This window comes from Undibacterium sp. Ji42W, from assembly GCF_049340405.1.
In the GTDB taxonomy this organism is placed as follows: domain Bacteria; phylum Pseudomonadota; class Gammaproteobacteria; order Burkholderiales; family Burkholderiaceae_D; genus Undibacterium.
Genome location: NZ_JBMPOV010000009.1, coordinates 29,503 through 54,111, shown reverse-complemented (window position 1 = coordinate 54,111; position 24,609 = coordinate 29,503). Strand labels below are relative to the sequence as shown.

General features: G+C 50.9%; 20 protein-coding genes and 1 tRNA gene. 12 read left to right on the top strand and 9 right to left on the bottom strand.

The window, feature by feature from the left end:
- The first annotated feature begins 1 nt into the window (after position 1).
- Positions 2-487 (top strand): tRNA (adenosine(37)-N6)-threonylcarbamoyltransferase complex ATPase subunit type 1 TsaE, encoded by a 486-nt coding sequence (gene tsaE / locus ACO0LG_RS19700; protein ID WP_423029260.1) that lies wholly within the window; start codon positions 2-4, stop codon positions 485-487.
- A complete protein-coding gene (locus ACO0LG_RS19695) occupies positions 451-1,875 on the top strand; it encodes an N-acetylmuramoyl-L-alanine amidase (RefSeq protein ID WP_423029259.1) in 1,425 nt (474 codons plus the stop codon). The genes tsaE and ACO0LG_RS19695 overlap by 37 nt, the downstream gene beginning before the upstream one ends.
- A 61-nt stretch (positions 1,876-1,936) precedes the next feature.
- Here ACO0LG_RS19695 and ACO0LG_RS19690 read toward each other — a convergent pair whose 3' ends face one another.
- Positions 1,937-3,262, bottom strand: coding sequence for a PLP-dependent aminotransferase family protein (locus ACO0LG_RS19690; RefSeq protein WP_423029258.1), 1,326 nt, complete (start codon positions 3,260-3,262; stop codon positions 1,937-1,939).
- A 98-nt stretch (positions 3,263-3,360) separates the two neighbouring features.
- Between ACO0LG_RS19690 and ACO0LG_RS19685 the strand changes: the two genes are divergently transcribed.
- Complete coding sequence (locus tag ACO0LG_RS19685) at positions 3,361-3,984, top strand: LysE family translocator (protein ID WP_423029257.1); 624 nt, start codon at positions 3,361-3,363, stop codon at positions 3,982-3,984.
- A 102-nt stretch (positions 3,985-4,086) separates the two neighbouring features.
- Positions 4,087-4,746 carry a hypothetical protein gene (locus ACO0LG_RS19680; RefSeq protein ID WP_423029256.1) on the top strand — a complete coding sequence of 220 codons (660 nt, stop codon included), beginning with the start codon at positions 4,087-4,089 and terminating at the stop codon, positions 4,744-4,746.
- A 228-nt stretch (positions 4,747-4,974) separates the two neighbouring features.
- Here the strand turns inward: ACO0LG_RS19680 and ACO0LG_RS19675 are convergent, their stop codons facing one another.
- Together ACO0LG_RS19675 and ACO0LG_RS19670 are read right to left on the bottom strand one after the other, a co-directional pair.
- Positions 4,975-5,277, bottom strand: a complete 303-nt coding sequence (locus ACO0LG_RS19675; protein ID WP_423029255.1) for a hypothetical protein — start codon at positions 5,275-5,277, stop codon at positions 4,975-4,977.
- 45 nt (positions 5,278-5,322) lie between these two features.
- Positions 5,323-5,976 (bottom strand): VTT domain-containing protein, encoded by a 654-nt coding sequence (locus ACO0LG_RS19670; protein WP_423029254.1) that lies wholly within the window; start codon positions 5,974-5,976, stop codon positions 5,323-5,325.
- A 94-nt stretch (positions 5,977-6,070) separates the two neighbouring features.
- On the opposite strand from ACO0LG_RS19670, the gene mutL reads away from it, so the two are divergent.
- The 8 genes from mutL (at position 6,071) to ACO0LG_RS19630 (ending at position 16,213) form a co-directional block, all read left to right on the top strand.
- Positions 6,071-7,984: a DNA mismatch repair endonuclease MutL gene (gene mutL, locus ACO0LG_RS19665; RefSeq protein WP_423029253.1), complete on the top strand. Its 1,914-nt coding sequence runs from the start codon at positions 6,071-6,073 to the stop codon at positions 7,982-7,984.
- 13 nt (positions 7,985-7,997) lie between these two features.
- On the top strand, positions 7,998-9,263 hold the full coding sequence (locus tag ACO0LG_RS19660) for a multidrug effflux MFS transporter (protein WP_423029252.1): 1,266 nt from the start codon (positions 7,998-8,000) through the stop codon (positions 9,261-9,263).
- Complete coding sequence (gene miaA / locus ACO0LG_RS19655) at positions 9,260-10,207, top strand: tRNA (adenosine(37)-N6)-dimethylallyltransferase MiaA (protein ID WP_423029251.1); 948 nt, start codon at positions 9,260-9,262, stop codon at positions 10,205-10,207. Before ACO0LG_RS19660 ends, miaA begins: the two co-directional genes overlap by 4 nt.
- Positions 10,208-10,399: 192 nt before the next feature.
- Positions 10,400-10,476, top strand: a tRNA-Met gene (locus tag ACO0LG_RS19650).
- A gap of 367 nt (positions 10,477-10,843) precedes the next feature.
- Positions 10,844-12,544, top strand: a complete 1,701-nt coding sequence (locus ACO0LG_RS19645; protein WP_423029250.1) for an AAA family ATPase — start codon at positions 10,844-10,846, stop codon at positions 12,542-12,544.
- A 64-nt stretch (positions 12,545-12,608) separates the two neighbouring features.
- The gene (locus ACO0LG_RS19640; protein ID WP_423029249.1) at positions 12,609-13,970 is read left to right on the top strand and encodes a hypothetical protein; all 1,362 of its coding nucleotides are present in this window, start codon (positions 12,609-12,611) and stop codon (positions 13,968-13,970) included.
- Between the two features lie 64 nt (positions 13,971-14,034).
- Complete coding sequence (locus ACO0LG_RS19635) at positions 14,035-14,892, top strand: DNA adenine methylase (RefSeq protein ID WP_423029248.1); 858 nt, start codon at positions 14,035-14,037, stop codon at positions 14,890-14,892.
- Positions 14,893-15,496: 604 nt separating this feature from the next.
- Positions 15,497-16,213 carry a hypothetical protein gene (locus ACO0LG_RS19630; RefSeq protein ID WP_423029247.1) on the top strand — a complete coding sequence of 239 codons (717 nt, stop codon included), beginning with the start codon at positions 15,497-15,499 and terminating at the stop codon, positions 16,211-16,213.
- A 102-nt stretch (positions 16,214-16,315) separates the two neighbouring features.
- Here the strand turns inward: ACO0LG_RS19630 and ACO0LG_RS19625 are convergent, their stop codons facing one another.
- From ACO0LG_RS19625 to ACO0LG_RS19600, 6 genes are all read right to left on the bottom strand, one after another.
- A complete protein-coding gene (locus ACO0LG_RS19625; RefSeq protein ID WP_423029246.1) occupies positions 16,316-17,731 on the bottom strand; it encodes an efflux transporter outer membrane subunit in 1,416 nt (471 codons plus the stop codon).
- Positions 17,728-18,909, bottom strand: coding sequence for an efflux RND transporter periplasmic adaptor subunit (locus ACO0LG_RS19620; RefSeq protein WP_423029245.1), 1,182 nt, complete (start codon positions 18,907-18,909; stop codon positions 17,728-17,730). The genes ACO0LG_RS19625 and ACO0LG_RS19620 overlap by 4 nt, the downstream gene beginning before the upstream one ends.
- A complete protein-coding gene (locus ACO0LG_RS19615; RefSeq protein ID WP_423029498.1) occupies positions 18,906-22,106 on the bottom strand; it encodes an efflux RND transporter permease subunit in 3,201 nt (1,066 codons plus the stop codon). Before ACO0LG_RS19615 ends, ACO0LG_RS19620 begins: the two co-directional genes overlap by 4 nt.
- Before the next feature lie 365 nt (positions 22,107-22,471).
- The gene (locus ACO0LG_RS19610; RefSeq protein WP_423029244.1) at positions 22,472-22,996 is read right to left on the bottom strand and encodes a GrpB family protein; all 525 of its coding nucleotides are present in this window, start codon (positions 22,994-22,996) and stop codon (positions 22,472-22,474) included.
- Between the two features lie 5 nt (positions 22,997-23,001).
- Positions 23,002-23,736: a substrate-binding periplasmic protein gene (locus ACO0LG_RS19605; protein WP_423029243.1), complete on the bottom strand. Its 735-nt coding sequence runs from the start codon at positions 23,734-23,736 to the stop codon at positions 23,002-23,004.
- Positions 23,737-23,774: 38 nt separating this feature from the next.
- Positions 23,775-24,467 (bottom strand): ATP-dependent Clp protease proteolytic subunit, encoded by a 693-nt coding sequence (locus ACO0LG_RS19600; protein WP_423029242.1) that lies wholly within the window; start codon positions 24,465-24,467, stop codon positions 23,775-23,777.
- Between the last annotated feature and the right edge of the window lie 142 nt (positions 24,468-24,609).

Sequence of the window (24,609 nt, the reverse complement as noted above, 5' to 3'; positions counted from 1 at the left end):
AATGTCACATTATAAGACCACACTCGCCAATGAAGCAGCTACCCAGGCACTGGGTAAATGCCTGGCGCATGCGCTGACGCCGGGCATGAGCATCTTTTTGCATGGTGACCTCGGTGCAGGCAAGACCGCCCTGACCCGCGCCATGATCCATGCCGCCGGTCACAATGGCAATGTCAAAAGCCCGACCTATACCCTGGCGGAACCTTACCAGGTCACACTCAAGGGACAGACTGTCACCATCATGCATTTTGACCTGTATCGCATGATCAGTGCAGATGAATTTGCCGAAGCAGGCTTCAGGGAAGAGTTTAATGACAGCAATATCTGCGTCGTTGAATGGCCAGAAAAAGCCGATGGCGTACTGCCAGAACCCGATTTGAATGTATTTTTGCGCGTCGCTGGTAACGGTCGTGAGGTAGAATTGCACGCGTTGTCTGCTAAAGGTATCGCATGTCTCGCATCACTCAAGTTCGCCCCGAATCTGTAAACGCTGAAAAGCCTGAAAGTACGCCTGGTACTGATACAGCGCGCTCCCAAAAACGCCGCGTCCTGCTCAAGGCAGGCGGTACCCTGCTGCTCTCTGTCCTGGCACCTGCTGCCAGGGCGGCGCAGATACTGGCCGTGCGCGTCTGGCCGGCAGAAGACTATACCCGCGTCACGCTGGAAAATGACAGCGAGCTCAAAACCAATCACTTCGTGCTGAAAGACCCATATCGCCTGTTTGTCGATATTGAAGGCCTGGAGTTGAATGCCAAGCTCAAGGAGCTAGTTGCCAAGATCAAGTCGAATGATCCCTACATCAAGCAAGTGCGTGTGGGTCAGAACCGCCCCAATGTCGTGCGCCTGGTATTTGATTTGAAAGAAGAAGTCAGCCCCCAGGTATTTACCCTGCCACCGGTAGGCAATTACAAGCACAGGCTGGTATTCGATCTTTACCCCTCCAACCCCACCGACCCTTTGGCTGCATTGATAGAAAAAGGGGAATGGAACAAGGAACCAGGTGCCATCACCCAGGCACCGGTAGCGACCGCCAACCCGGCAGATATATTGGCGGGCAAGAGTGAGCCAAAAGTTGAGCCCAAGCCAGAAGTCAAGCTGGATGCCCTGCCAGAAATCAAACCTGGTGCACCTGCCATAGAGAAACAGGAAAAACCGGTACAACTGACGCGCATGATCACCATCGCCATCGACCCTGGCCACGGTGGTGAAGACCCAGGTGCCATAGGCCGTGGCGGTAGCCGTGAAAAAGACGTAGTCCTGGCTATTGCAAAACGCCTCAAGGCCAAGATAGAGCAGCATCCCAATATGCGCGTCATGCTGACCCGTGACTCTGATTATTTTGTGCCGCTGAATGTCCGGGTGCAAAAAGCCCGTGCCGTGCAGGCAGATCTGTTCATGTCCGTGCATGCAGATGCCTTTGTCAATTCCAGTGCGCGCGGTTCATCGGTATTTATCCTGTCAGAAAAAGGGGCGAGCTCAACTGCCGCCCGTTGGCTGGCAGATAAAGAAAATGCTGCCGACCTGATTGGTGGCGTGAATATCAAAACCCATGACAAGCAGCTTGCCAGCGTCTTGCTGGATTTATCAACGACAGCACAAATCAATGATAGCCTCAAGCTGGGCAAGGTCGTGCTCAGTGAGATCAGCGGCATCAACAGGTTGCACAAAGGTTCGGTTGAACAGGCTGGCTTTGCAGTATTGAAAGCGCCTGACATCCCCAGTATCTTGATAGAAACCGCCTTCATCTCCAACCCGGAAGAAGAAGCCAAGCTGACCGACAATGCCTACCAGGATCAACTGGCAGATGCCGTCATGAAGGGTATCAAGAAATATTTTTCCAAGAACCCGCCGCTGGCTAAAAACCGCATGACCTGATGTCCTTGATGTGCCTGATGTACTTGATGTACTTGATGTACTTGATGTAATGCACAGGCGCTTAGTAACTACAGAGTAGTTGTACCTTACGCAGCGCATTCGCCAGTGAATCAAGCGGTATCGACCCCAATGCCAGCCGCAAGGCTTGCGGCGCACTTGTACCAGCGGAAAAGGCATCTGCCGTGCTGACCATGACGCCTTGCTTTGCAAGCTCGGCGGTGATCTGCTCAGCCCGCACGCCTTCACTCAAACTCAGCCACGCATAATAAGATGAAGGATGCGACCTGACATCGCAGCTCTGTAAAATTGTGCGTGCCAGCCGTTGCCTCTGCCTGGCGTCCTTGCGCTTTCTTACTTCCAGCTCATCGACGACACCAGATTCTATCCACAGGCAAGCCAGGGCGATCATCAATGAAGGCGTATTGCCAGATGTGACGCGGATTGCTGTTTCCAACGCTGGTATCAAGACTGGTGGTGCAGCCAGCATGCCTATGCGCAAACCCGATGCCACGCTTTTTGACAGGCCGGAAATATACACAGTCTGCTCAGGCGCATAACAAAAAACTGGCTTGGGTGCAGGCTCTGCCAGGAAGGCATAAGCGCCATCCTCTATGATCAGGAATTGATGCTTTTGCGCCAGTTGTGCGAGTTGTCTACGCTCTGCGTCCGTCATCACCGTACCCATGGGATTATGCATGGTGGGCATCACATACACGGCACGCACTGGCCGCCGTTTGCACAGCGCAGCCAAGGCTGGCAAGTTCAATTTGCCTTCTGCCAGCGGCAAGGCTTCCACATCCAGCCGCGAAGATTGCGCCAGGGTTTTCATGCCGGGGAACGTCAGCGCATCCATGACCAGGATATCTCCCGGTGCCAGCAAGGCCTGCACCGTCACCGCCAGAGCCTGTTGCGCACCGTTGACGATGAGTACCTGCTCAGCAGGCAAGCGCAAGCCACGGTTGCGCAGATGGCGGGCGGTGATTTGCCGTTCATGCGGGCGGCCACCTTGGGGAGCTGCGTGCAACAAGGCATCCAGGTCACCTGAGCTGGCGATGCAGCGCAAGCCTTCACGCAACATCTCATCCTGACCCGGCAAACAGGGATAATTGAAAATCAAATCCACCGCACCTGATTGCAAGGTCTGCTGCTCCAGCCCCAAGCCGCGCGGCAGGCTGGTGTCGCGTACAAAAGTGCCACGTCCCATCTCGCAAGCTACCAGGCCATGCGTCTCCAGCTCGGTGTAAACGCGTGATGCTGTCGCCAGGGCAATGCCACGCTCTTGCATAAGTTTGCGCAGGGTAGGCAACTGCGCACCGGGCCGCAATTTGCCACTGCGGATGCGGGTAGCATAATCATCAACGATGGATTTGTAGCGAGCCAGGGCCATAAGATGGTAACAAGAGAGTATCTAGAACAATTTTTTTACTGTATCAGATCAAAAGACTACACTGCCTGCATCTTTTCAGCAATCACCAGGACGCCACCATGATCAGCTTGAGTACCCTAACCACCTTCAGCATTGCTGTCTTGCTGTTGCTGTGTTCACCCGGCCCCAACATGGCGTTTGTCATGACTTGTGGCATGCAATACGGCATACGTGGCGGTATCGCTGCCGCATTGGGCATAGGTGCAGCTGACATCCTCCTGACGCTGCTGACTGCCTGCGGCATCACCGCCATCATCACCGCATGGCCACCGTCATTTGATTTGATACGTTACGCGGGCGCAGTGTATTTGCTGTGGATGGCTTACAAGGCGCTACGTAGTCCTGCCTCAGCAACGCAAACTGCCGACAAGACCGTACCGCTACACACCGTATTTGCCCGTGCCTGCCTGAACTGCCTGCTCAATCCCAAGGCCTTGTTATTCTTCATGGTGTTCTTGCCGCAATTTGTCGACGCACAAGCAGGCATGGTCACCCAGCAATTAGTCATATTAGGCCTTACGCTGACTGCCATCAGTATTGTCTTTCATATCCTGCTGAGCAGTTTTGGTCATGTTATACGCCGAGCCCTGGTGCGCCATGCCAAAGTTGCAAAATTGCAGGCACACATACTGGCGGCAGTGCTGTCCTTGCTGGCTTTGCGTTTGTTATTGATGACGCGCTAACGACACAGCTTTTCAAGAGTGCTGTTATCTGTATGCTATGATTTACCGCCATAGACCAACCCATGGGGAAAATTCTCCCCCTTACAGGAAATATCCGCCCCTATGGCAATCAAAACCATCTTGAATGTAAGCGCCCTGGCTGGCGTAAAGATCACTTCCCGCCTCATCGGTTACACAGCCTTTGGCGTATTTCTGAACTTGGTTTTATTACTGTTTTTTACCAGCTGGGCTGGCAGGGGCCACAGCGGCTTGCCATTATTATTGCTTTGTGTGACGACCTTGCTGGCACCCATCCTGTATTTCTTCGTGGGTAAAAAGCAGGGTGTCGCCGCTGCCCTGCACTTTCTGGCAGAGCGCCATGGTACTGACCTGAGCCAGTTCGTGGTCGGCAAACTGACCGACAGCTATCCACAGTTGCTGGACAAAGCCCATAGCGCTGGCAGCACCAGTGCGGCCATCCATGAAAAAATCACCGAACAACTCAATAAAATGGGAGAACAGTCCGCCGTCAACAAGCTGGTCTTTAGCTCGCTGCTGCAAAAGTTTGATTTTATTTCTGTGATAGGCCGGGTATTGGAAAGCAACCCTGCCGCTGGCTCAGGCAGCCGCGAAGAGACCGCAGAAAAAATAGCCAAAGCCCTGGAAGAAAAAATGCGCGCAGATGATTTGAAACCAGATTTAAGCGCCCCCCGCAAACTGGTTGTGTGCAATATCGCCGCAGCCCTGTTTTGCGCGAGTATCTTGCCGGTGATATTCAGGTAGGTGGAGAGGCGGTATTCACATGCCAAGTCAAAAACGGAGCGTAGGTTGGGCTACGGGGTATCAGCCCAACACTGGGCCTTAACAAACGTATACGTAATTTAAAGCCGAGTGTTGGGCTGATAAATCGTAGCCCAACCTACGCCACTTGCTCAACCTACGAAATTACAATCAATTGCCGCTTATCAAACGCAATTAAGGAAAAGCAATTTCCCAAACCCCGTCCAAAACCTACTCCCCCACACTAGCATCCGAATCACAAGCAGTCCCCGCCGCTATCCACCGCCTCACCCGCCTGGCAAACCAGCCCTGCCAGGCAAACGGCAGCAAGCGCACATACTTCGCAGGCTGCACCAACATCCCACAACGATACTGTTGCACATCCGCATGCCATTCCAGTGCCTGACAACTGCCACGAAACTGTAATAAAAACAACCGCGCCACAGGACAAGGCTCTGCCGCACAACAAACTCCACAACCATTACAGGTCTGACCCAGGGCAGGCTTGTCTGGTGCACTGGCTTGTAGCCACATAACCGTGGATGAAATTTGCCTGGGCTTCAAGATAAAGACTCGCTTTCAAGAAGGTTTGCGTTTGCCTCTGAAGAGTTTCCACAAACCACCCAGCACAACAGGTACAACCGCTGCGCCGACACCGATCAGGACGACGGTATTCAAATGGTCGCGCAGGATAGGGATATTACCAAAATAATAACCTGCAAGCACCACGCTGAACACCCACAACAAGGCACCAAGTACATTGTAGAGCTGAAAAGTCTTGTGCGTCATCTCAGAAAAACCTGCCACAAAAGGGGCAAAGGTTCTCACCAGTGGAATAAAACGCGCCAGCACCACCGTCTTGCCGCCATGTTTTTCATAAAACATATGCGTCTTCATCAAGGCGTTGCGGTCTATCCAGCGAAAATCTTTTTCCATGACCTTGTGGCCGATCAGGCTGCCTATCCAGTAATTGATGGAGTTACCCGTGATAGAAGCGATCACCAGAATGGCGATCAGCACCCAGACATTCAATGGTGAATTGAGCGAAGCGCACAGGGCACCGGCAATGAATAGCAGCGAATCCCCCGGCAAGAAAGGGAAAACGACAAAAGCAGTTTCACAAAATACAATGGCGAACAAAATGACATAGACCAGCGTGCCATACTGCGTAACGAAAGTGCCCAGCATTTTATCGACATGTAAAATGATGTCGAGGAGTTGCATAAAATCCATTATTGTCCCAGGGTCTAGATAGTCTGTGCATAAAGCCGCCGCAATCATACACCAGACAGCAATGTCTGCGACGCCTGACAGGTATAATCATGACATGAATTCGAACCCTGCTTCCCATCGCCCCATCCTGGCCCTGCCCGACAACCTGATTTCCCAGATCGCCGCTGGCGAAGTCGTGGAAAGGCCATCTGCCGTTGTCAAGGAAGTGTTGGAAAACGCCCTCGATGCCGGTGCCAGCAATGTCGTCATCCGTCTGGAAGAAGGCGGCGTCAAGCGCATTGCCATTACCGACAATGGCCGCGGCATACCGCCAGAGCAGTTAACGCTGGCCGTGGCCCGCCATGCCACCTCCAAGATTGCCAGCCTCGATGAGCTTGAACATGTCGCCACTCTGGGCTTTCGTGGCGAGGCGCTGGCCTCCATCGCCTCGGTATCATTGCTGACGCTGACCACCCGCACCGCAGATGCCCCCCATGCCTGGCAGATAGAAAACGGCAAGGTCTCACCCGCATCCGGCGCGCTAGGCACGACGGTAGATGTACAAGACCTGTATTACAACACCCCGGCCAGACGCAAGTTTTTAAAGTCTGAGCAGACAGAATTTGGCCATTGCGCCGAGATCGTGCGCCGCATTGCCCTGGCCAGACCCGATGTCTCGTTTTCACTTAGCCACAATGGCAAGGCAGTCGATCACTGGAATGTCAGCGCCATCGACAAGCGTAGCGCGCAGATTCTGGGTGAAGCTTTCTCCAATGCCCGCCTGTCCCTTGATGAAAGCGCAGGCCCCTTGCGCATACACGGCTTTGTCGGCCTGCCGACAGCATCCAAGGCCCGTGCCGATGCGCAGTTTTTCTACGTCAATGGCCGCTTCGTGCGCGACAAACTGCTGACGCATGCCGTGCGCGCTGCCTATCAGGACGTATTGCATGGTGACCGTTACCCATCCTACGTACTAGGGCTGGATCTGGACCCCGCACTGGTCGATGTGAACGTACACCCATCGAAGATAGAAGTACGCTTCCGCGATAGCCGCTCTGTGCATCAGTTTGTCTTCCATGCTGTCAGCCGGGCTTTGGCGCAAACATCCGCGACAGCATTTGGTACTGTCCCCGGCCCCATGTCTGCTGGCTCTGGCATCGCTGCACCTGCAAATGGAAGCACGCCGTGGATAGCCGGTGAACAGACCACCTTTGCAGCGCAGTTTGCCAACCCATCTCCCTATGCTGGTGGTGGAGGCGGAAACAATAGCGGCGGCTACGGCAATGCCTACCAAAATCCCTACCGCCCACAGCCAAATGGCGGCGTCACCCAGAGTATGGAAAGCTACGGCGCTTTCTTCCGCCCCAATGTGAATAGTGCTGTCAATGAAGCCGGTGCCAGCTATGCACCAGCCAACCAGATCGCCAACAGCCTGCCAGATGATGACTACCCCTTAGGCTTTGCCCTCGCCCAATTACATGGCGTGTATGTGCTGGCACAAAACAGCAAAGGCCTGGTGCTGGTCGACATGCATGCCGCCCATGAACGCATACTCTATGAACAATTAAAAAACGCTCTGGACGAAAACAGCATGCCGGTGCAACCCATGCTCATCCCCATCACCTTTTTTGCCGATGCAGTAGAAGTTGGCACGGTAGAAGAACACCAGGACACCTTGAAGGCACTGGGCTTTGACATGGCCGCCATCTCGCCGACCACGCTGGCCGTGCGCGCCGTGCCAGCCCTCCTGAAGAATGCCGATGCCCAGTCACTGGCACGCGATGTTTTGCGTGAAGTGCGTGAATTTGGTGGCTCACGCGTCTTGATAGACAGGCGCAATGAATTGCTCGGCACCCTGGCCTGCCACACCGCCGTGCGCGCCAACCGCAGCCTGACCGTGCCAGAAATGAACGCCCTGCTGCGCCAGATGGAGCACACAGAACGCTCAGACCAGTGCAACCATGGCCGCCCGACCTGGGTGCAACTGGGTTTGAATGATCTCGACAAGATGTTCTTGCGTGGTCAGTGATGTGGACAAGAGCGTGACCAAAAACGTGATCAAGAGCGTGCAAACTCCCAAAGCAGCCATGAACCTGTCAGCGCAGGCCATCGCCCAGTTCTCGACAGCGCCGCTGTTCTTTTTGATTGTCGCATTCCTGATGCTGCAACCCTTGAGCACTGACCTGTACCTGGCATCCCTGCCCAGTCTGGCAGCAGCATTTGATGTGCCTGCCTCAACGGTGCAACTGACGCTGTCCATTTTTGTGGCCGGCTTTGGTGGTGCGCAACTGATCATAGGCCCCTTGTCTGACCGCTTTGGCCGCCGCCCGGTGGTGATAACGGGGCTGAGTCTCTACCTGCTCGCCAGCCTCTTGTGTGGCGCATCCCAAAGCATGGGCATGCTGATTATTGCGCGCTTCTTGCAGGCACTGGGCTGCTGTTCTGCCGTCATCATTGCGCGCGCCATCGTGCGCGATGCTTACGACCCGCAAGACAGTATCAAGGTCATTTCCAAAGCCAGCAGTTGGGTATCTGCCGCGCCTTTGCTGGGGCCTATCCTGGGTTCATTCTTGCAAGTCAATCTGGGCTGGCGTGCAGCATTTTTTGTGCATGCCCTGCTGGCAGCGGCCTTGCTCATCCTGGTCATTTTGCGCCTGCCAGAAACCAATCTGTATAAAGACGCCAAGGCCACCAATGTCAGCGGCTTGCTGCGCAATTACCGCATCGTGCTGGGGGCACCAGTGTTCTGGGTATATGCCTTGCCGGGTGCCTTGTCGTATGGCTCGATTTTTGTCTTCATCTCTGGTGCATCTTTTGTGCTGATCAAGGTGCTGCTTTTGCCAACAGCCTGGTTCGGTTATTGTTTTGCCTTTGGCGTATCCGGCTACCTCAGCGGCACCGTGGTATGCCGCCGCCTGCATGCGCGCTTTGGCACCAAGATCACCATGCGCATGGGCAGCAGCCTGTCTCTCGCTGCTGGCGCTACGTTTCTGGCAATGACACTGGCAGGTATGCAGCACTGGGCCATGATACCGCCCATCATGTTCATGACCATGGGTGCGCATGGTATCAACTTCCCTATTTCGCAATCCAATTCTGTCTCGCCTTTCCCGCAACAGGCGGGCACTGCTGCTGGCCTCATGGGGGCGCTGTACATGCTGGTCGCCTTTATCATCGGCAGCATCGTTGGTGCAACGCATAATGGCACGGTCTACCCACTCGCCATCATCGCCTGCAGCATGGGCAGCGTGATCTTTATCGCCGCCCGCGTCCTCCCTGCGCTGATCCCGGCAGAACAACCCCTATGAATATGTCAGTAAACAAAGTCATCGCCATCATGGGGCCGACCGCCTCAGGCAAAACCGCCGCCGCGCTGGAAATTGCGCGCCACTACCCGGCAGAAATCATCTCTGTCGATTCTGCCCTGGTCTATCGCGACATGAACATAGGCACGGCCAAACCCAATGCAGCAGAACTGGCCGCAGTACCCCACCACCTCATCGACATCATCGACCCGGCAGAGTCTTACTCGGTAGCGCAATTTCGCAAGGACACACAAAGACTGGTCGCCGAGATACAAGCCAGGGGCAAGCTGCCCCTGCTGGTCGGTGGCACCATGATGTATTTCAAAGCCATGATGGATGGCCTTGACGAGTTGCCAAGCGCAGACCCCGCCATACGTGCAGAGCTCGATGCAGAAGCCGCCCGCATAGGCGTAACCGGCCTGCATGCCAGACTGGCAACGCTGGACCCGGAAACCGCCGCAAGACTCAAACCACAAGACAGCCAGCGCATACAACGCGCCCTGGAAATCATCGCCATCACCGGCCAACCCATGTCCGCCCTGCTGGCCAAACAGGAACGCGCCGCCCCCCCCTTCGACATGCACGCTATCTCGCTGGAACCATCAGAGCGCAGCGTACTCCACCAACGCATCGCCTTGCGCTTTGACACCATGCTACAGCAAGGTTTTATCGATGAAGTCAAAGCCCTAAAACAAAGACCAGACCTGCACGCCAACTTGCCATCCATACGCTGCGTAGGCTACCGCCAGGCCTGGGATTATCTCGATGGCATAACCACGCTCGCAGAAATGCGCGAACTAGGCATCATCGCCACCCGCCAGCTCGCCAAACGCCAGGTCACCTGGCTAAGATCCATGCCAAACCGCATCATCATCGACTGCCTCGCAGCCGACGCGCAGGCGCAGATCATGGAGAGTGTCAGACAGGCATTGAACAGCCAGGCATGAAGACAACGCCAAGCCCGATGTGAAGCTTGGTATAGATATCAATGTGAACCTCATTTTTACACTACGCAGCCTAATTCAGACACAAAACTAGAAATGCTTTGCTTTTTAAGCAAAAATAGCCGCAGTTTCCATCAAAATCTGGTTTTGCATATTGACAGCCAAAAGCCAAACTGACATAATCGCAGGCTTCTTGGTGATATAGCTCAGTTGGTTAGAGCACAGCACTCATAATGCTGGGGTCGGTGGTTCAAGTCCACCTATCACCACCAGAATTTTTTGGCAGAGCAATCTGCCAGATGCAAAGAACCCGCTTTTAGCCTTGTGCTGAAGCGGGTTTTTTGCATTCAAGTTACGTATCAACACAATATCAGGCCAAATTCACTCTCTCAAAAAGTCAAAGACTCATTACACCAATAATGCATATAAAGTCTAATCAAATTCAAGCAAGAGTTTCAAAATACTCATACAAAAAACTCTCTCCATCCTGATTAAATGGAATTTCAGTATAAATTGATAAATTTTAATAAATGTTTATTAAGTTGTCGTTTAGATAAATTCACAATGCTAGAATGTACAAAATTCAATATTCACAAAATCTCCCTTATTTAAATCATTATTAAAATAACCAGGTACATGATGATAACGGCAATCGCAAAGTCAAAAAAAGAACTTGGCCTGGGTGACAATAAAGAAATACGTATCCAATCAATTAAAGCAATTGAAATAGAAAAATTCAGAACATTTCAGAGTAGGACTGTAGAGCTCGGAAGTCACGTTACTTTGCTAATTGGACGCAATGGAACAATGAAAACTTCGTTGATGGGTTTGATCGCTCATCCTTTTTCTAGTTTGTCGAAAGATGCATTTGGTCGAGAACTTAAAACTGTATTGAAAGATGTGTTCCGACTGTCAGAAATTTACGATAAAGAACAATACACATACAGTTTATTAATTGAAATATTAGATTCAGAACCGTTGCTGAAAGAGGAGGTCAAAATTTACTACACGGCGGTTTCTACAAATAGACATCGCGTTGTTGTTTCTGGGGCGGAAAAAGGTGATGGCAATTTCACATATAACACTTCCTTTCTAAATCTTAAAAGACTTCTCCCGTTGGTTGATACCAAAGCTAGGCCCGATTCAGATAAAACTTTTGAACTGAGCAGCACAGAAAAACTTCAGCAAAAAGATTTTTACGAATCCGTACTGCCAAGTACTGAATATGGGATTTTTGCCCCGATACATCAAAAAGGTCTTAAGACAACATTCGCGCCAACAGGGAAAACTGCAACTTATGACTATGAATCAATATCTTCCGGCGAGGATAACCTAGGTGCAATCTTCAATCGCTTAGTCGGTTTCCAACGCGCATTTAAAAAAGGGCAGCCTCATGGAAATGGAATTTTTTGTATAGATGAATTTGAAAGCAGCTTACATCCAATTGCTCAAGTCAGCCTTTTTAATTATCTATATAAATGGGCAATGGACTATAAGGTACAAATCGTTATTACTACGCATTCCTTACATCTGATTCAAAACATATACTTAAAGCACAATAGCAATCTTGATACAAAAAGGATCGTTTTTAATTTCGTCAGTTGCGCTACTGCAAATGAGGATAAAAATTATCCGATTTTAATTAATCCAGAGTATCAACTCGCATATAAAGAACTCACTCTCGAAAAGCCTCAAGATGTAATTAAATCGCAAAAAATTGATATTTTTTGTGAAGATGAAATGGCTATCCATTATATAAAGAAGTTAATTAAAAAACGGAATATTTTGGAATTGGTCAATTTTCATTCCAATCTTAAACAAGACGCCGTTAACCAAGGAACGCCTTATACAGCACTTGTAAATCTATGCAAAAACTTTCCACTGTTACTGCAAACTTCATTAGTTGTCTTCGATGCAGATGTTAAGGATTCAGACATCGCTCAAATAAAAAACACAGCGATTTTTCTTGTTTTACCAGATGCAAATAATCTTGCGATTGAAAGAAGAATTATTCATTTTATTATTAGTCTAAAGAATGATGATCCATTCTTTAGAAAATTCGGAAACGAGAAAACTTGGTTCTTGCATGAATTTAAGCAACATGGAATTAAATCCTTAACAGCCACTGATATTGAGAATGAAAGCATCATCAATATCAGTCATTGTAAAAAATGGGCTAATTCAAATATTGCTGAATTCAAAAAATATGTTACTTATTATTGCAATCACTCAGAATTTGACAACAATTTCACTGCTACATTTTTAGATAGACTCAATAAGATCAATTCAAAAAAAGGATTGCCTGTCTTGAATAATGTGACGAGTGATTCAAATACTTGAACGACAAAGATTTTGAAAATGTATGACGCAATTTTTCTAGAGAAAATTAAAAAAGGACAATCAAATGGCCATAGTCACCGTACCTATTAGCAAACTTGATTTTGATCTTCAAAACCCAAGATATGCTGAGCAAAGTAGTCAGCGAGAAGCGCTAGAGCGCATCTTGCTAGATAATCCGGCAAAGACAATAAAGCTCGCAGAACATATAGCAGCAAATGGCCAAAATCCTATTGATCTCATTGCAGCAATTGAAACCACTAACAAGAGATTCATTGTCCTTGAAGGGAATCGACGCACAGCCGTGCTTAAGGTACTTAATAAGCCCCTTTTATTAGACTCAATTCCAACAGCCATTGGAGTATTGGCTTTTGTAAGAAGAATGAAACAACTAGCTAACCAAGTGGCTCTCAGCGCGATAAATAAAACTGGACTTGTAACTTTTAAGTCTAGGGAAGATGCCGATGTATGGATAAATTTAAAACATACTGGTGAAAATGAAGGCGCTGGCACCGTGCCGTGGGACGGAACGCAGCGTGCCCGTTTTCGAAAAGGCGATGTAGGTCTCAATTTGTTGGATTTTGGAAAAATTCATAATTGGTTTACAGATGAGGATCTTACTGAGCGTGGGGCATTTCCAATCTCCACCTTAAACCGACTACTCGGCGATCCGTCAATCAGAGAAGCCTTGGGACTTGAAATAGCAGGGGGTATTCTTCAATCAAAAGTAGATCTTACTGAACTTGAAAAAGGTGTAAAGCAAATTGTATCGGATTTAGCAAGCGGTGATTGGAACGTTACCAAGCTTAAATCAAAAGCAGATCGCCAAAAATACTTGCATCAGCTACCGAGTTCATCATTGCCGAAAAGAGAAGCTACTAGCCCAGCTTGGATCATTGATTCTCAAAAAAATACGACTCAAGCAATACAGACTTCTCAACTTACGAAAATTCGGGTGAAAACAACTGCTAGGACAACTTTGATTCCAAAAAATTTTATTATATCTACAAGTACAAATAGCCCTAGATTAGCTAAAATTTACAAAGAACTTAAGCAACTTTCTATCGAAAAAAATGAAAATGCAGTTGCTGTATTACTTCGTACTTACATCGAACTCAGCCTTGATGATTTTATAGCGCGCGAGAAAGTTACAGTTGTTAAAAAAAATATTAAAGCTCAGCAAGCAACGTTAGCTGACAAGGCAATAAGTGTTGCCGCACATCTTAAGCAACTAGGAAAGCTTGATAAGGCACAAGAGGCCATAGTACATAGGCTCACGGGTAGTGGTGGTGACCCTAAAACTGATGCTACCAGCATCACAACTTTGCACTCTTTTGTTCACAGTAGACACGCATCTCCAATTGGCTCTGAATTAAAAACAATTTGGGACAATATTGCTACGTTTATGCAGTTAATTACTCACGTCTAAATCAAACTGTCAAAATTTCAAAAAAACCGTTAAAGTAGCGCCCACGTTTCAATTGGAGATTCTCTTGTCTAGTTACCATTCGCCACTACGCTATCCTGGAGGAAAAACCAAACTTGCGGAGTACGTCAAAGCGCTGTTCCGGCATAATAATCTGATGGATGGTCATTATGTTGAACCGTACGCTGGCGGAGCATCAATCGCATTGGAATTAGTTATCCAAGAATTTGCTACGCATATTCATATTAACGATATTGATCTATCTGTATGGTCTTTTTGGCACTCTGTTCTAAATGACACAGAAAATCTTTGCAGGTTGATCTCAAATACGCCTATCAATATGCATTCCTGGTTTGAACAAAAAGAAGTGCAAAAAAGCAAAGAAAATTCTGACACACTCTCACTAGGATTTTCCACTTTTTTTCTGAATAGGACAAATCGTTCCGGTATTCTAAAAGCAGGCGTCATAGGTGGGAAAAATCAAACTGGAAATTTTAAAATTGATGCGCGCTTTCGAAAAGAAAATTTAATTCAACGCATTCAAACAATTGCTGATCACAGAAGTCGTATAAGTCTATATAACTTAGACGCAATTACTCTTCTGAACGATGTTGTACCACCTCTGCCTGATAATACTTTAGTGTATCTAGATCCTCCCTATTATGTAAAGGGAGGAGACCTCTATGAGCATCACTATAAACATGATGATCATGCTGCAGTAGCCTTAGCAGCACAACAAATAAGACAGCATTGTATGGTGTCCTATGATGACGTTCCAGAAATCAGAAATCTTTATCAAAACTTTCAAACAGTTAGTTATAGCCTGAATTACAGTGCACAAAATAGATATCGTGGAACTGAAGCAATTTTCTTAGACAATACGCTAGAATGCCCTGGTTTGAAAGCATCAATGCAAGCGGCATGATTTTTTCAATTTCAAATTAACTCTATGATTTACAGAGCGGCAAGTGATTCTCTTAACGTAGACGAACCTCGATTATTCATCAAATTCTGACTTCGTTATTGACGAATGAGGCTTTTCAGCAAACTATTCAATACGAAATCAACAATATTGGTAAAAATAGGTGGTGCTGGAATATGGCATTGAATTGATTGCTCATGCGTTTCAAGATTATCTAGAAGAATAAATGTCGTTAGTTTAAACAGAAAATTTTCATAAAAAAAATTCATCACTGATTTATATCAATGAGTACGCAATTAGTGCATAAAATGCTTTATTTTTGTCAGCGTTGTAAATTATGACCGCCAACCTCATTAATTACATTAACACTGCCCTCATCATTTTTTCCTGCGTCATTGCGTTTGTCATCCCTTTCGAACTATTTTTATTCTCTTACGCTGTGCTTGGCCCATTGCATTACCTTACTGAAATAGGCTGGCTGCATAAGAAAAAATATTTCACCAAGGGTAAATACGATTTCATTTTTTTGATTGGCCTGTGCTTTGCTCTGTTTTTCTTCCCTGCCCTTGCACATCTGGCTAAGGACAGCACTTTTGTTGCAGACGTATTGGCGTTTGCGGTTTTACTGGCGCTTATATTTGCGCTTGTCAAAGACAGGCTGTATAGGATTGCGCTTGTGGTTCTCGCCTTGCTGGCGGTGGCTGTCGTGAATAAGTCCCCGGCTTATTTACTCTTGATGGGCATTTTTCTTCCTACTGTCATTCACGTCTTTATTTTTACCCTGGCGTTCATGTTGTTTGGAGCATTAAAAGAAAAGTCGTTTTCGGGATATTTGTCTATCGCGGTTTTGATCGTTTGTGCGGCAAGTTTTTTTCTTATCCAGCCAGCGGGCTTGCATTATGCGGTGAGTGACTATGTTCAACAATCTTACTTTCAGTTTGAACTATTAAACTTCAGCCTGATCAATGTTTTTCATCTTGATGCGCTGTCAAACACCAGCGAGATTTTTAGCAGCAATGCAGGCTTTGTGGTCATGCGCTTTATTGCTTTTGCGTATACCTATCATTACCTGAACTGGTTTTCAAAAACATCCGTCATACAATGGTATAAGGTGCCTAAGAAAACCCTGTTTTTGACGGTGACGATCTGGCTGTTGTCGATGGCACTGTACGCTTATGATTACAATCTTGGCATGCAGGCCCTGCTTTTCCTGAGCCTGTTGCATGTGTTTTTGGAATTTCCGCTTAATGTTGTGTCGTTTGCGGGGATAGGGAAGGCGCTGGCCGGGAGTAAAGGCCCGGTCGCTGGAGTGAAATCAACATGAACAAAAAAACCGCTTATCAGATACAACTGAAGCGGTTTTTTTATCACACATACCGACGCAATCAGCATTGAATGCTTCTTGGTAGCTGGCTTTACCAGGAGGTTAACTCCCTCCCGCTTCCACTGACCACCCTCCCCCCAAGGCCCTGACCAGTTGCACTGCCGCGCGGCGTTGCCGTGTGTTGAGGTCGCGGGTGCTGCGTTGCGCTTGCAGGGCATTGGTTTGGGCGACGATGACGTCAAGGTAACTGACTGCGCCTTGTTTGTAGCGGATTTCTGCTAGTGTCAGGGCGCGTTGGGCGGCGACTGCGCCCAGGCTTTCTTCTTTGGCGGCTTCGCCATAATGGCTGAGCAAGGCGAGCTGGTCTTCTACTTGTTGGAATGCGCCTAGTACGATTGTGCGGTAGCGCTGGCCTGCCTCATCAAGTACTGCTTCTGCGCCTGCGACTTGTGCTTTGCGGCGGCCGCCGTCGAACAGGCTCACAGCCAGGGTGGGGCCGATTGCCCAGAACAGGTTGGGCATTTCTATGAATTTGGCGAAATCACTGCTTTGAAAACCGCCTTGTGCGCCCAGGTTAAGCGAGGGGAAGAAAGCGGTTTGGGCAATGCCGACTTTGGCGCTGGCGGCAGCGATGCGCAATTGGGCGGCGGCGATGTCGGGGCGGCGTTGCAGTAATGCGGATGGCACACCCAGCGGTATTACTGGCGTGGTGGCAGGCACGACCCTGGGTGCGATGCTGAAGCTGGATGCGTTGGCACCGACCAGGGCGGCGATGGCATGTTCCATCATGGCGCGTTGTGCCTGCACTTGCTGTGCCTGCGAGCGGGCGGACTGCAATTGCGCTTCTACGCGGGCAACGTCAAGGCCGGATGCGATACCCTCATCATGGCGGCGGTTGATCATGTCAACCGCGCGGCTGTAGGCGGTGACGGTGTCGCTGAGCATGGCGGCTTCTTCATCAAAACCGCGCAGGGCGACCAGGGTGTCTGTCAGTGTGGCTTGCAGTGACAGGCGGGCGGCAGCAAGGTCAGCCTTGGCGGCTTTTTCTTCTGCATCACCGGCATTGACTTGTTCACGTACACGGCCCCAGAGGTCGATTTCATATTGGAAATCCAGACCCAGCGTGGCGCTGTTGTATTCGTTGGGCGAAGTGGGGCCTAGTACGCGCAGGGGGCGGCGTTCTGACTGGCGGATGCGCTGGCCGTTGAGGGAGGTGCCCAGCGTTGGTAATTCAGCGGCGCGCAACTGGCCGGTAGCTGCCTGTGCCTGGCGGTAACGTGCCAGGGCGCTGGCAAGGTCGGGGCTGTTGTCTATGAGTCGTTGTTGCAGGCTATTGAGCTCTGCATCACCAAACAGCAGCCACCATTCTTGTGCAGGCAGGGTCATGGCTGCATCGCTGACAGTTGCTGGTACTTCTTTATATGCAGCGGCCAGCGGCATGACGGGTGCCTGTGTAATGGGTGCTTGCGAGCAGGCGGCACACCAGACGGACAAGGCGGCGATGACATAGCACCTCATGGTTTGGCCTTGGCAGGGTTGCTGGTGGGATTGGCGCTGGCGTCAGCAGCCAGGCGCACAAGGTCACCATTGCTGATGCCGTCTGGCGGGCTGTTGATGACGCGATCATTGCGGTCTATGCCGCCAGCGATTTCGATGAGGCTGCCAAAGTCACGGGCGATGTTAACGTTTTTGAGGACCACGCGGTTATCGCTACCCAGCGTGGCTACCTGGGTGCCGTTCTTGCCAAAGATCAGGGCTGCGGGTGGCAGGTTGATGCTGGTGGTGTTGGCCGCAGACTCAAAACTGACGGTAGCGAAGCCCCCGGGCAGCAGTTCTTTATTGGGATTTTCAACAGCCAGTTGCACCAGCATGGAGCCTGAGCGTGGGTCTATTGCCTGTGCCAATGATTGCACGGTGGCGGTGTAGGCGCGGCCCGGGCGTTCACGCACGCTGAGCTGAGCGACGCTGCCGTTTTGTACCATGGCGACCTGGCTTTGCGGCACGTTGACATACACGCGCAGGCGCTGCACATCAGAGACGACAAACAATTCGCTGCCGGGCGCTCCACCGACATTGATGAGTGCGCCAGTGTCGGTATTGCGGGCGGTGACGATGCCGTTGAATGGCGCTGTCAGGCGGGTATAGCGCTTCAGTGCCTGCACGCGGTCTACATTGGCTTGCAAGGCATTGACGGCGGATTGCTTGGCAGCGAGGTCGCCGGCTTTTTCATCGGCCTCTTGTTTGGAGACTGCATCGCTGGCCAGCAGTGATTGCCAGCGCTTGGCGGTGCTGGTGGAGAGGGCCAGATTGCTGCGCGCATTGCTAAGTTCTGCCTGGGCTTGCAGCAATTGCTGATCCAGGTCAGGAGTGTCGATTTCTGCCAGCAGTTGCCCGGTCTTGACAGCACCACCGATATCGACTGTCCAGTTTTTGAGATAACCGCTGACGCGTGCATAGATGGGTACGCGGGCCCAGGCTTCTATGCGGGCTGGCAGCTCAAACTTTGCCGCACCTGTGCCAGCAGTCGCCACCAGCGACACCGTGGGCACGGTGCTGGCGATAGCACGATCCTTAATCTGCCCAGCTTGCGAGCGGCGGGTCGCTACACCAGCAATGACGACGATGGCGGCAATGATGGCCAGCGAGATACCCAGGATTTTATAGCGGGCGGATGTATTTGATGAATCAGTTTTCATGAATAAGAAACTCCAGCAGCAATTTGTGGCGGTGCCGATTTAGCACGGCGAGATTCCCGATCATGCACGAGGCTGAAGACGACGGGAACAAAAACAAGGGTGGCAACAGTAGCGAACACCAGGCCACCGATGACGGCACGACCTAGCGGAGCGTTTTGCTCACCGCCCTCGCCCAGGCCCAGTGCCATGGGCAACATGCCGATGATCATCGCCAGTGCGGTCATCAACACGGGGCGGAAGCGTACGAAGCCGGCATCGAGCGCAGCAGCGGTGGCATCACCCAACTCTGCCAGGCGTTCACGCGCAAAGCTGACCACCAGCACACTGTTGGCGGTAGCCACACCCATGCACATGATAGCCCCGGTCAGTGCGGGCACAGACAAGGTGGTGTGGGTGGCAAACAGCATCCAGACGATGCCCGCCAGCGCGGCAGGCAGGCCGGAGACGATGACCGCAGGGTCTAGCCAGGACTGGAAGTTGACGACAATCAGCAGATAAATCAGCACGATGGCACCCAGCAAGCCATACAGTAAACCAGAGAAGGCACGGTCCATGGTGCGTGCCTGGCCCAGCATTTGCACGGTGGTGCCTTTGGGTACTGTGGCTGACATCTCGGCCACGACACGGCGGATATCATCAGCCACGGCACCGAGATCACGGTCTTGTGTGGCGGCGTGTATCTGTATCATGTTTTGCACATCGTACTGGCTGACCAGGGCACTGCCGCTGGCGCGTTCTATACTGGCCAGGCCACCGAGCGTCGCGGCATCTGCGGTCACACCATTACCGACAGGCAGGTTGGCGAGTGAAGCGAGTGAGCCGAGCTGGTATTGCGGTGTCTGCATGACGATGGGGTAGCTGACGCCATTCACAGGATTGAGCCAATAAGTGGGTGCAACCTGGCTGCTGCCTGCAAGATTGACGACCAGGCTGTTGATGACATCACGCGTTGTCAAACCCAGCAATTGCGCCTGGGTGCGGTCTACATTGACGTTGAACACCGGTGCCTTGTTGGATTGCTGGATACGCGCATCGGCCACGCCCGGTATGGCCTTGATGCGTTTAAGCAGTTGCTGGGCATAGCCAAAATTGGCATCGACATTGCTACCGCGTATTTGCACGTCGATAGGTGCGGGTGCGCCGAAGTTGAGAATCTGGCTGACGATGTCGGCAGGCGGGAAAGAGAAGGTGGTATCAGGAAATTCACGCGGTAGCGCTTCACGCAATTCACGTACATATTCTGCGGTCGGGCGATGGCCTTCACCCAAGGCGATCTGGAAGTCACCATCTTGCGAACCCATGACGCCAGTATTGTTGTAGGTGAGGTTGATACTGCTGGGCGGCAGGCCGATGTTATCGACCATGGTGATGATTTCTTCTGAGGGGATGATGCGGCGTATCGCTTTTTCTATGCTGGCAAAGCGCACGGCAGTTTCTTCTACCCGCGTACCCACTGGCACACGTACGTGCATGAGTACCTGGCCAGAATCAACCGACGGGAAGAAATTGCTGCCGATAAAAGGCAGCAATAAAAACGACAGCGCCACCACCGCCAGAAAACCCACGATAAACGGCTTGCGACGTGTAACTGCGCTTTGCAGCAAACCACGATAGCCTTCACGCAGGTGTTCAAACCTGGCTTCAAAGCCTCGCTGGAAACGCACCAGCGGATTGCGTGAAGGCACGCCATGGTCACCATGCACATCGTCGGCAGTATGTGGATGCAGAAGATAATTCGCCATCGTCGGCACCAGGGTACGCGACAGGATGAAGGAACAGACCATCGCAAAGATCACCGCCTCTGCCATGGGCACGAAGAGGAAGCGCGATACACCTTCCAGGAAGAACATCGGGATAAAGACGATACAGATACACAGCAGCGATACAAAGGCGGGCGTGACGATTTGCTGTGCTCCATCAAGAATAGCAGTCTCTACATCCTTGCCCTGCTCCAGATGCCAGTTGATGTTTTCTATCGTGACCGTTGCATCATCGACCAGAATACCCACAGCCAGCGCCAACCCGCCCAATGTCATCAGGTTCAGGGTTTCACCAAAAGCGGCCAGGGCGATGATGGAACCGAGTATGGATAGCGGGATGGAAATCGCAATGATGACCGTGGAACGCCAGCTACCGAGGAAGAGCAAGATCATGACACTCGTCAGTGCAGCAGCAATCGCACCTTCGAGCGCGACGCCACGGATGGCTGCGCGCACGAACAGTGACTGGTCATTGATGGCGACCACCTTCAATGCTTCTGGCCAGGATGGTTTCAGGGTGACCAGCTTGGCCCGGATGTTGTCGACAATCGCCAGCGTTGATGCTGAGCCATTCTTCAATACCGACATCAATACAGAACGGCCACCATCCACATGTACGATATTGGTTTGTGGCGCATTGCCATCATGCACATCGGCCACGTCACGCAGGTAGATCGTGCTGCCGTTGATGACCTTGACCGGCATGCGGCCCAGTTCTTCCAGCGCGGACGGTGCGCTGTTCATTTGTATGGTGTATTCCAGGCTGTCTATCTTTTGCGTGCCGACTGGCACCAGCACGTTTTGCACCGCCAGTGCAGTTGCCACGTCCTGCGCTGACAAGCCACGCGCCTGCAATGCAGCGGGCTTCAAATCAATCTGTACCTGGCGCTGTTTGCCACCATAGGGCAAAGGAATCGCAGCACCGGGCACGGTGACCAAAGGCGTGCGCACGGTATTCATGCCCAGGTCAAACAGGCTTTGTTCAGACAGTCCCTGCCCTGATAATGCCAATTGCAGGATAGGCACGGTTGCGGCGTTGTAGTTCAGGATCAGCGGTGGCGTGATACCGGCAGGCATCTGGCGCAAGGCCACTTGCGAGATCGCCGTCACCTGCGCATTGGCGACTGCAATATTCACACCCGGCTGGAAAAAAATCTTGACGACGCTGATGCCCGGGTAAGTGTTGGCCTCAATATGTTCAATGTCATTGACGGTGGTGGTCAGGCTGCGCTGGAACAAGGTAGAAATACGCCCCGCCATCTGATCGGGCGGCAGCCCGGTATATTGCCAGGCTACGGCAATGACCGGCATGCGTATTTCAGGGAAAATATCAGTAGGCGTGCGCAATGCAGCCAGCGGACCCACAATCAGGATGACCAGCGCCATGACGACGAAAGTATAAGGACGTCGCAAGGCGACACGGACTGCATCAATCAGCACATTCAACTCCGCCGGTCTGAGGCCTCAGGGCCCCGGTTGATAAAAAAATGTAGAACAAACGATATAACAAACGATAGACCAAAAATTGGGAACAAGCTAAGGCAGGCACAAGCAAACAGCAAAGCAAGGTCCTTACCAGGAAATTGGCAGCGACAAATAGTAAAGCAGATCAGTGCGCTTGATAAGCCGCATAATCTGCATAAGTATATGAATATAGCTCATGAGTAGGCATTGCCTGGCTTTGCACCTGCCTCATAACATGCATTGCTACATACCGTTACAGTAGCAACGCAATTTAGCCGAATTAGTGACGCACCAGAGCCGGGTCTGGTCACTATAACAGTGAGTTCAGCTGGAATTGATCAGGCCGTATCAGCCGGTTTTGCCAGTGCAGCCAGGGCGGCCTGAATGAAAGGGCCTTTGGCGACAGAGTATGCTGCCTTGTCATTGGCATGCGCTTGTGCCAGTTGCAGCTTCAAAGCATCGTACTGAGATCGCAGTTGTGCATCTGTGCGCAGAATATCCCTGAACGCCAGGTGCTCATTCCAGAACGGCGAACCAGTCACAACCGCATGCAAGTGTATGCGTAGCGAGTCTGCGGGTGATTTGACAAAGTAGCGTCGCATGGGCAACTCTTGCTCGTACTTTGGCATATAGACATAGCCCAGTTTGGCAAGGGCCGGGATTTTTGCTTCTATCTCTTGCAGTGAACCAGCCCCAAGCAACGCATCTATCACAGGTTTGGCTGCCAACCCGGGTACCGACGTGCTGCCTATGTGCTCCAGGCTCACGGCAACTGGCGCGAATACAGCCAGCAATTCACCCTTTACCTTGAGAAATAGCCCTGGCCATTCTTTTGAATAGGGTGAAATAACGACCTTGGACATACCAACTATTCCTGAGGAGCGTAGCTGCCCTTGTTTTCTTTGATGAAGAGATTCAATTGCTCCAGCAAACCAGTACTGGCATTACGGGCAATGAAATTGAAGGTTTCTGCTGTCGCCCCATCGATATGGTGAATGTCTGCCAGCGCGAGGCCGCCTGCTACCTCCCGGCCAAACTGGCTGCGCAGGTATTGGTTGCTGACATCGCCTTCGGCAAAGGCATCGGCACGGTGGTTGGCGATCAGGGTTTTGACTATATAGGATTGTGCATCTGGCTGACCTTCAGCAACATCATCGACATACAGGATACTGCAATGGGGGTAACGGGTTTTGGCATCGATGTCGGCGGTTGATCCACGGGTGACGACGATGGATTTGCCTGAGAGACTGAGGTAATCATCAAATGCTGGCTGATCAGCAGTACGCACCAGCAGCGATCTTTGCACCTGAAAATAAGCATCACTCCATGAGCCGCCTGGCCCGGTATCCCGCTTGTCGCGTTTTTGGACACCGGCGGCGGCAACGTCACATTTGTCCTCGTCCGGCATGGTCCAGATGCCATCAAAATCATGTTCTATGAGAGCAATTTCCAGCCCTTGGGAAATCGCAAATTTTTCCAGGAAAATGACGTCAAGCCCGGTAAGCTGGCCCTGTTCATTCTTATAGCAAACCGGGGCAAAGCCGCCATAAGTGCAGACAGTTAATTTGCCTGGAACCTTGGTCGTGATCGCTTCTTTCGTCATCGCATTTCCTTTTGATTGATGGATGGAAAACTGCTTTACTATGGTTTAGCTATATCTTGCTCTGCGTTATCAAGGCTCTCCAACGTCAGCAACTCAGCTGTTGTCAGGATGCCGATATTGACAATATTGTAGCCTTTCAATGCTTCGCAACGTAGCGAACCTTGCGTACAGAAGCGTATATCCCCAAGGTAGTTTTCGTCTGGATAATAGAAGAACAGCATGTCGCCAGCGCTTTCTATATTCATGGCGCGGTCCAGGACCTCTGCAGGGAATTTTCCTTGGGTAACCTTGAGCAACCACTCGCGAAATCTTGGAATGGCGGCGGTCGAGATTTCTTTAGTGACTTTATTGTGTGGAGCATGAAAACCCAGTCTTGTCTTTTCCAGATGCTTGCTGGCAAGCATCCGTCTTTCGGTGCCCGCCATGAAAATGAGCGCACAGGCAGACATGCAATTGCCATTGACTGCAGTATTGATCTTGCCTTCTGTGATCAGTTCTGCAATGTCATAGGCGGCGCGCATACTGCCACCGGGGCTTTCTGTCATCACGACTGTTTTGACTGGTCCTTCTTCCAGTTTTTTACGGAATAGCTGGCTGTCTTCTGGCACCACCTTGCCAAACAGTATCAGAGTCTGGTTCGACCTGAGCATGGTCATGGCGGTGGCATTGCCGGAAAAAAGCACAGCACACACGGAGAGGAAAGCAAAAAGTTGTTTGAGATTAGATGGCATGGAGATAAGCATTTGTTGTTTCGAGAAAAATTTACCTGGTGAAAGCGCGCGCCAATTCCACAAGTACCTGCTGCTGTGAATAAGCGGAGCGCTTAACAATATGACATTAGACACTACCTGTTCAATATTTAACAACGCTTTT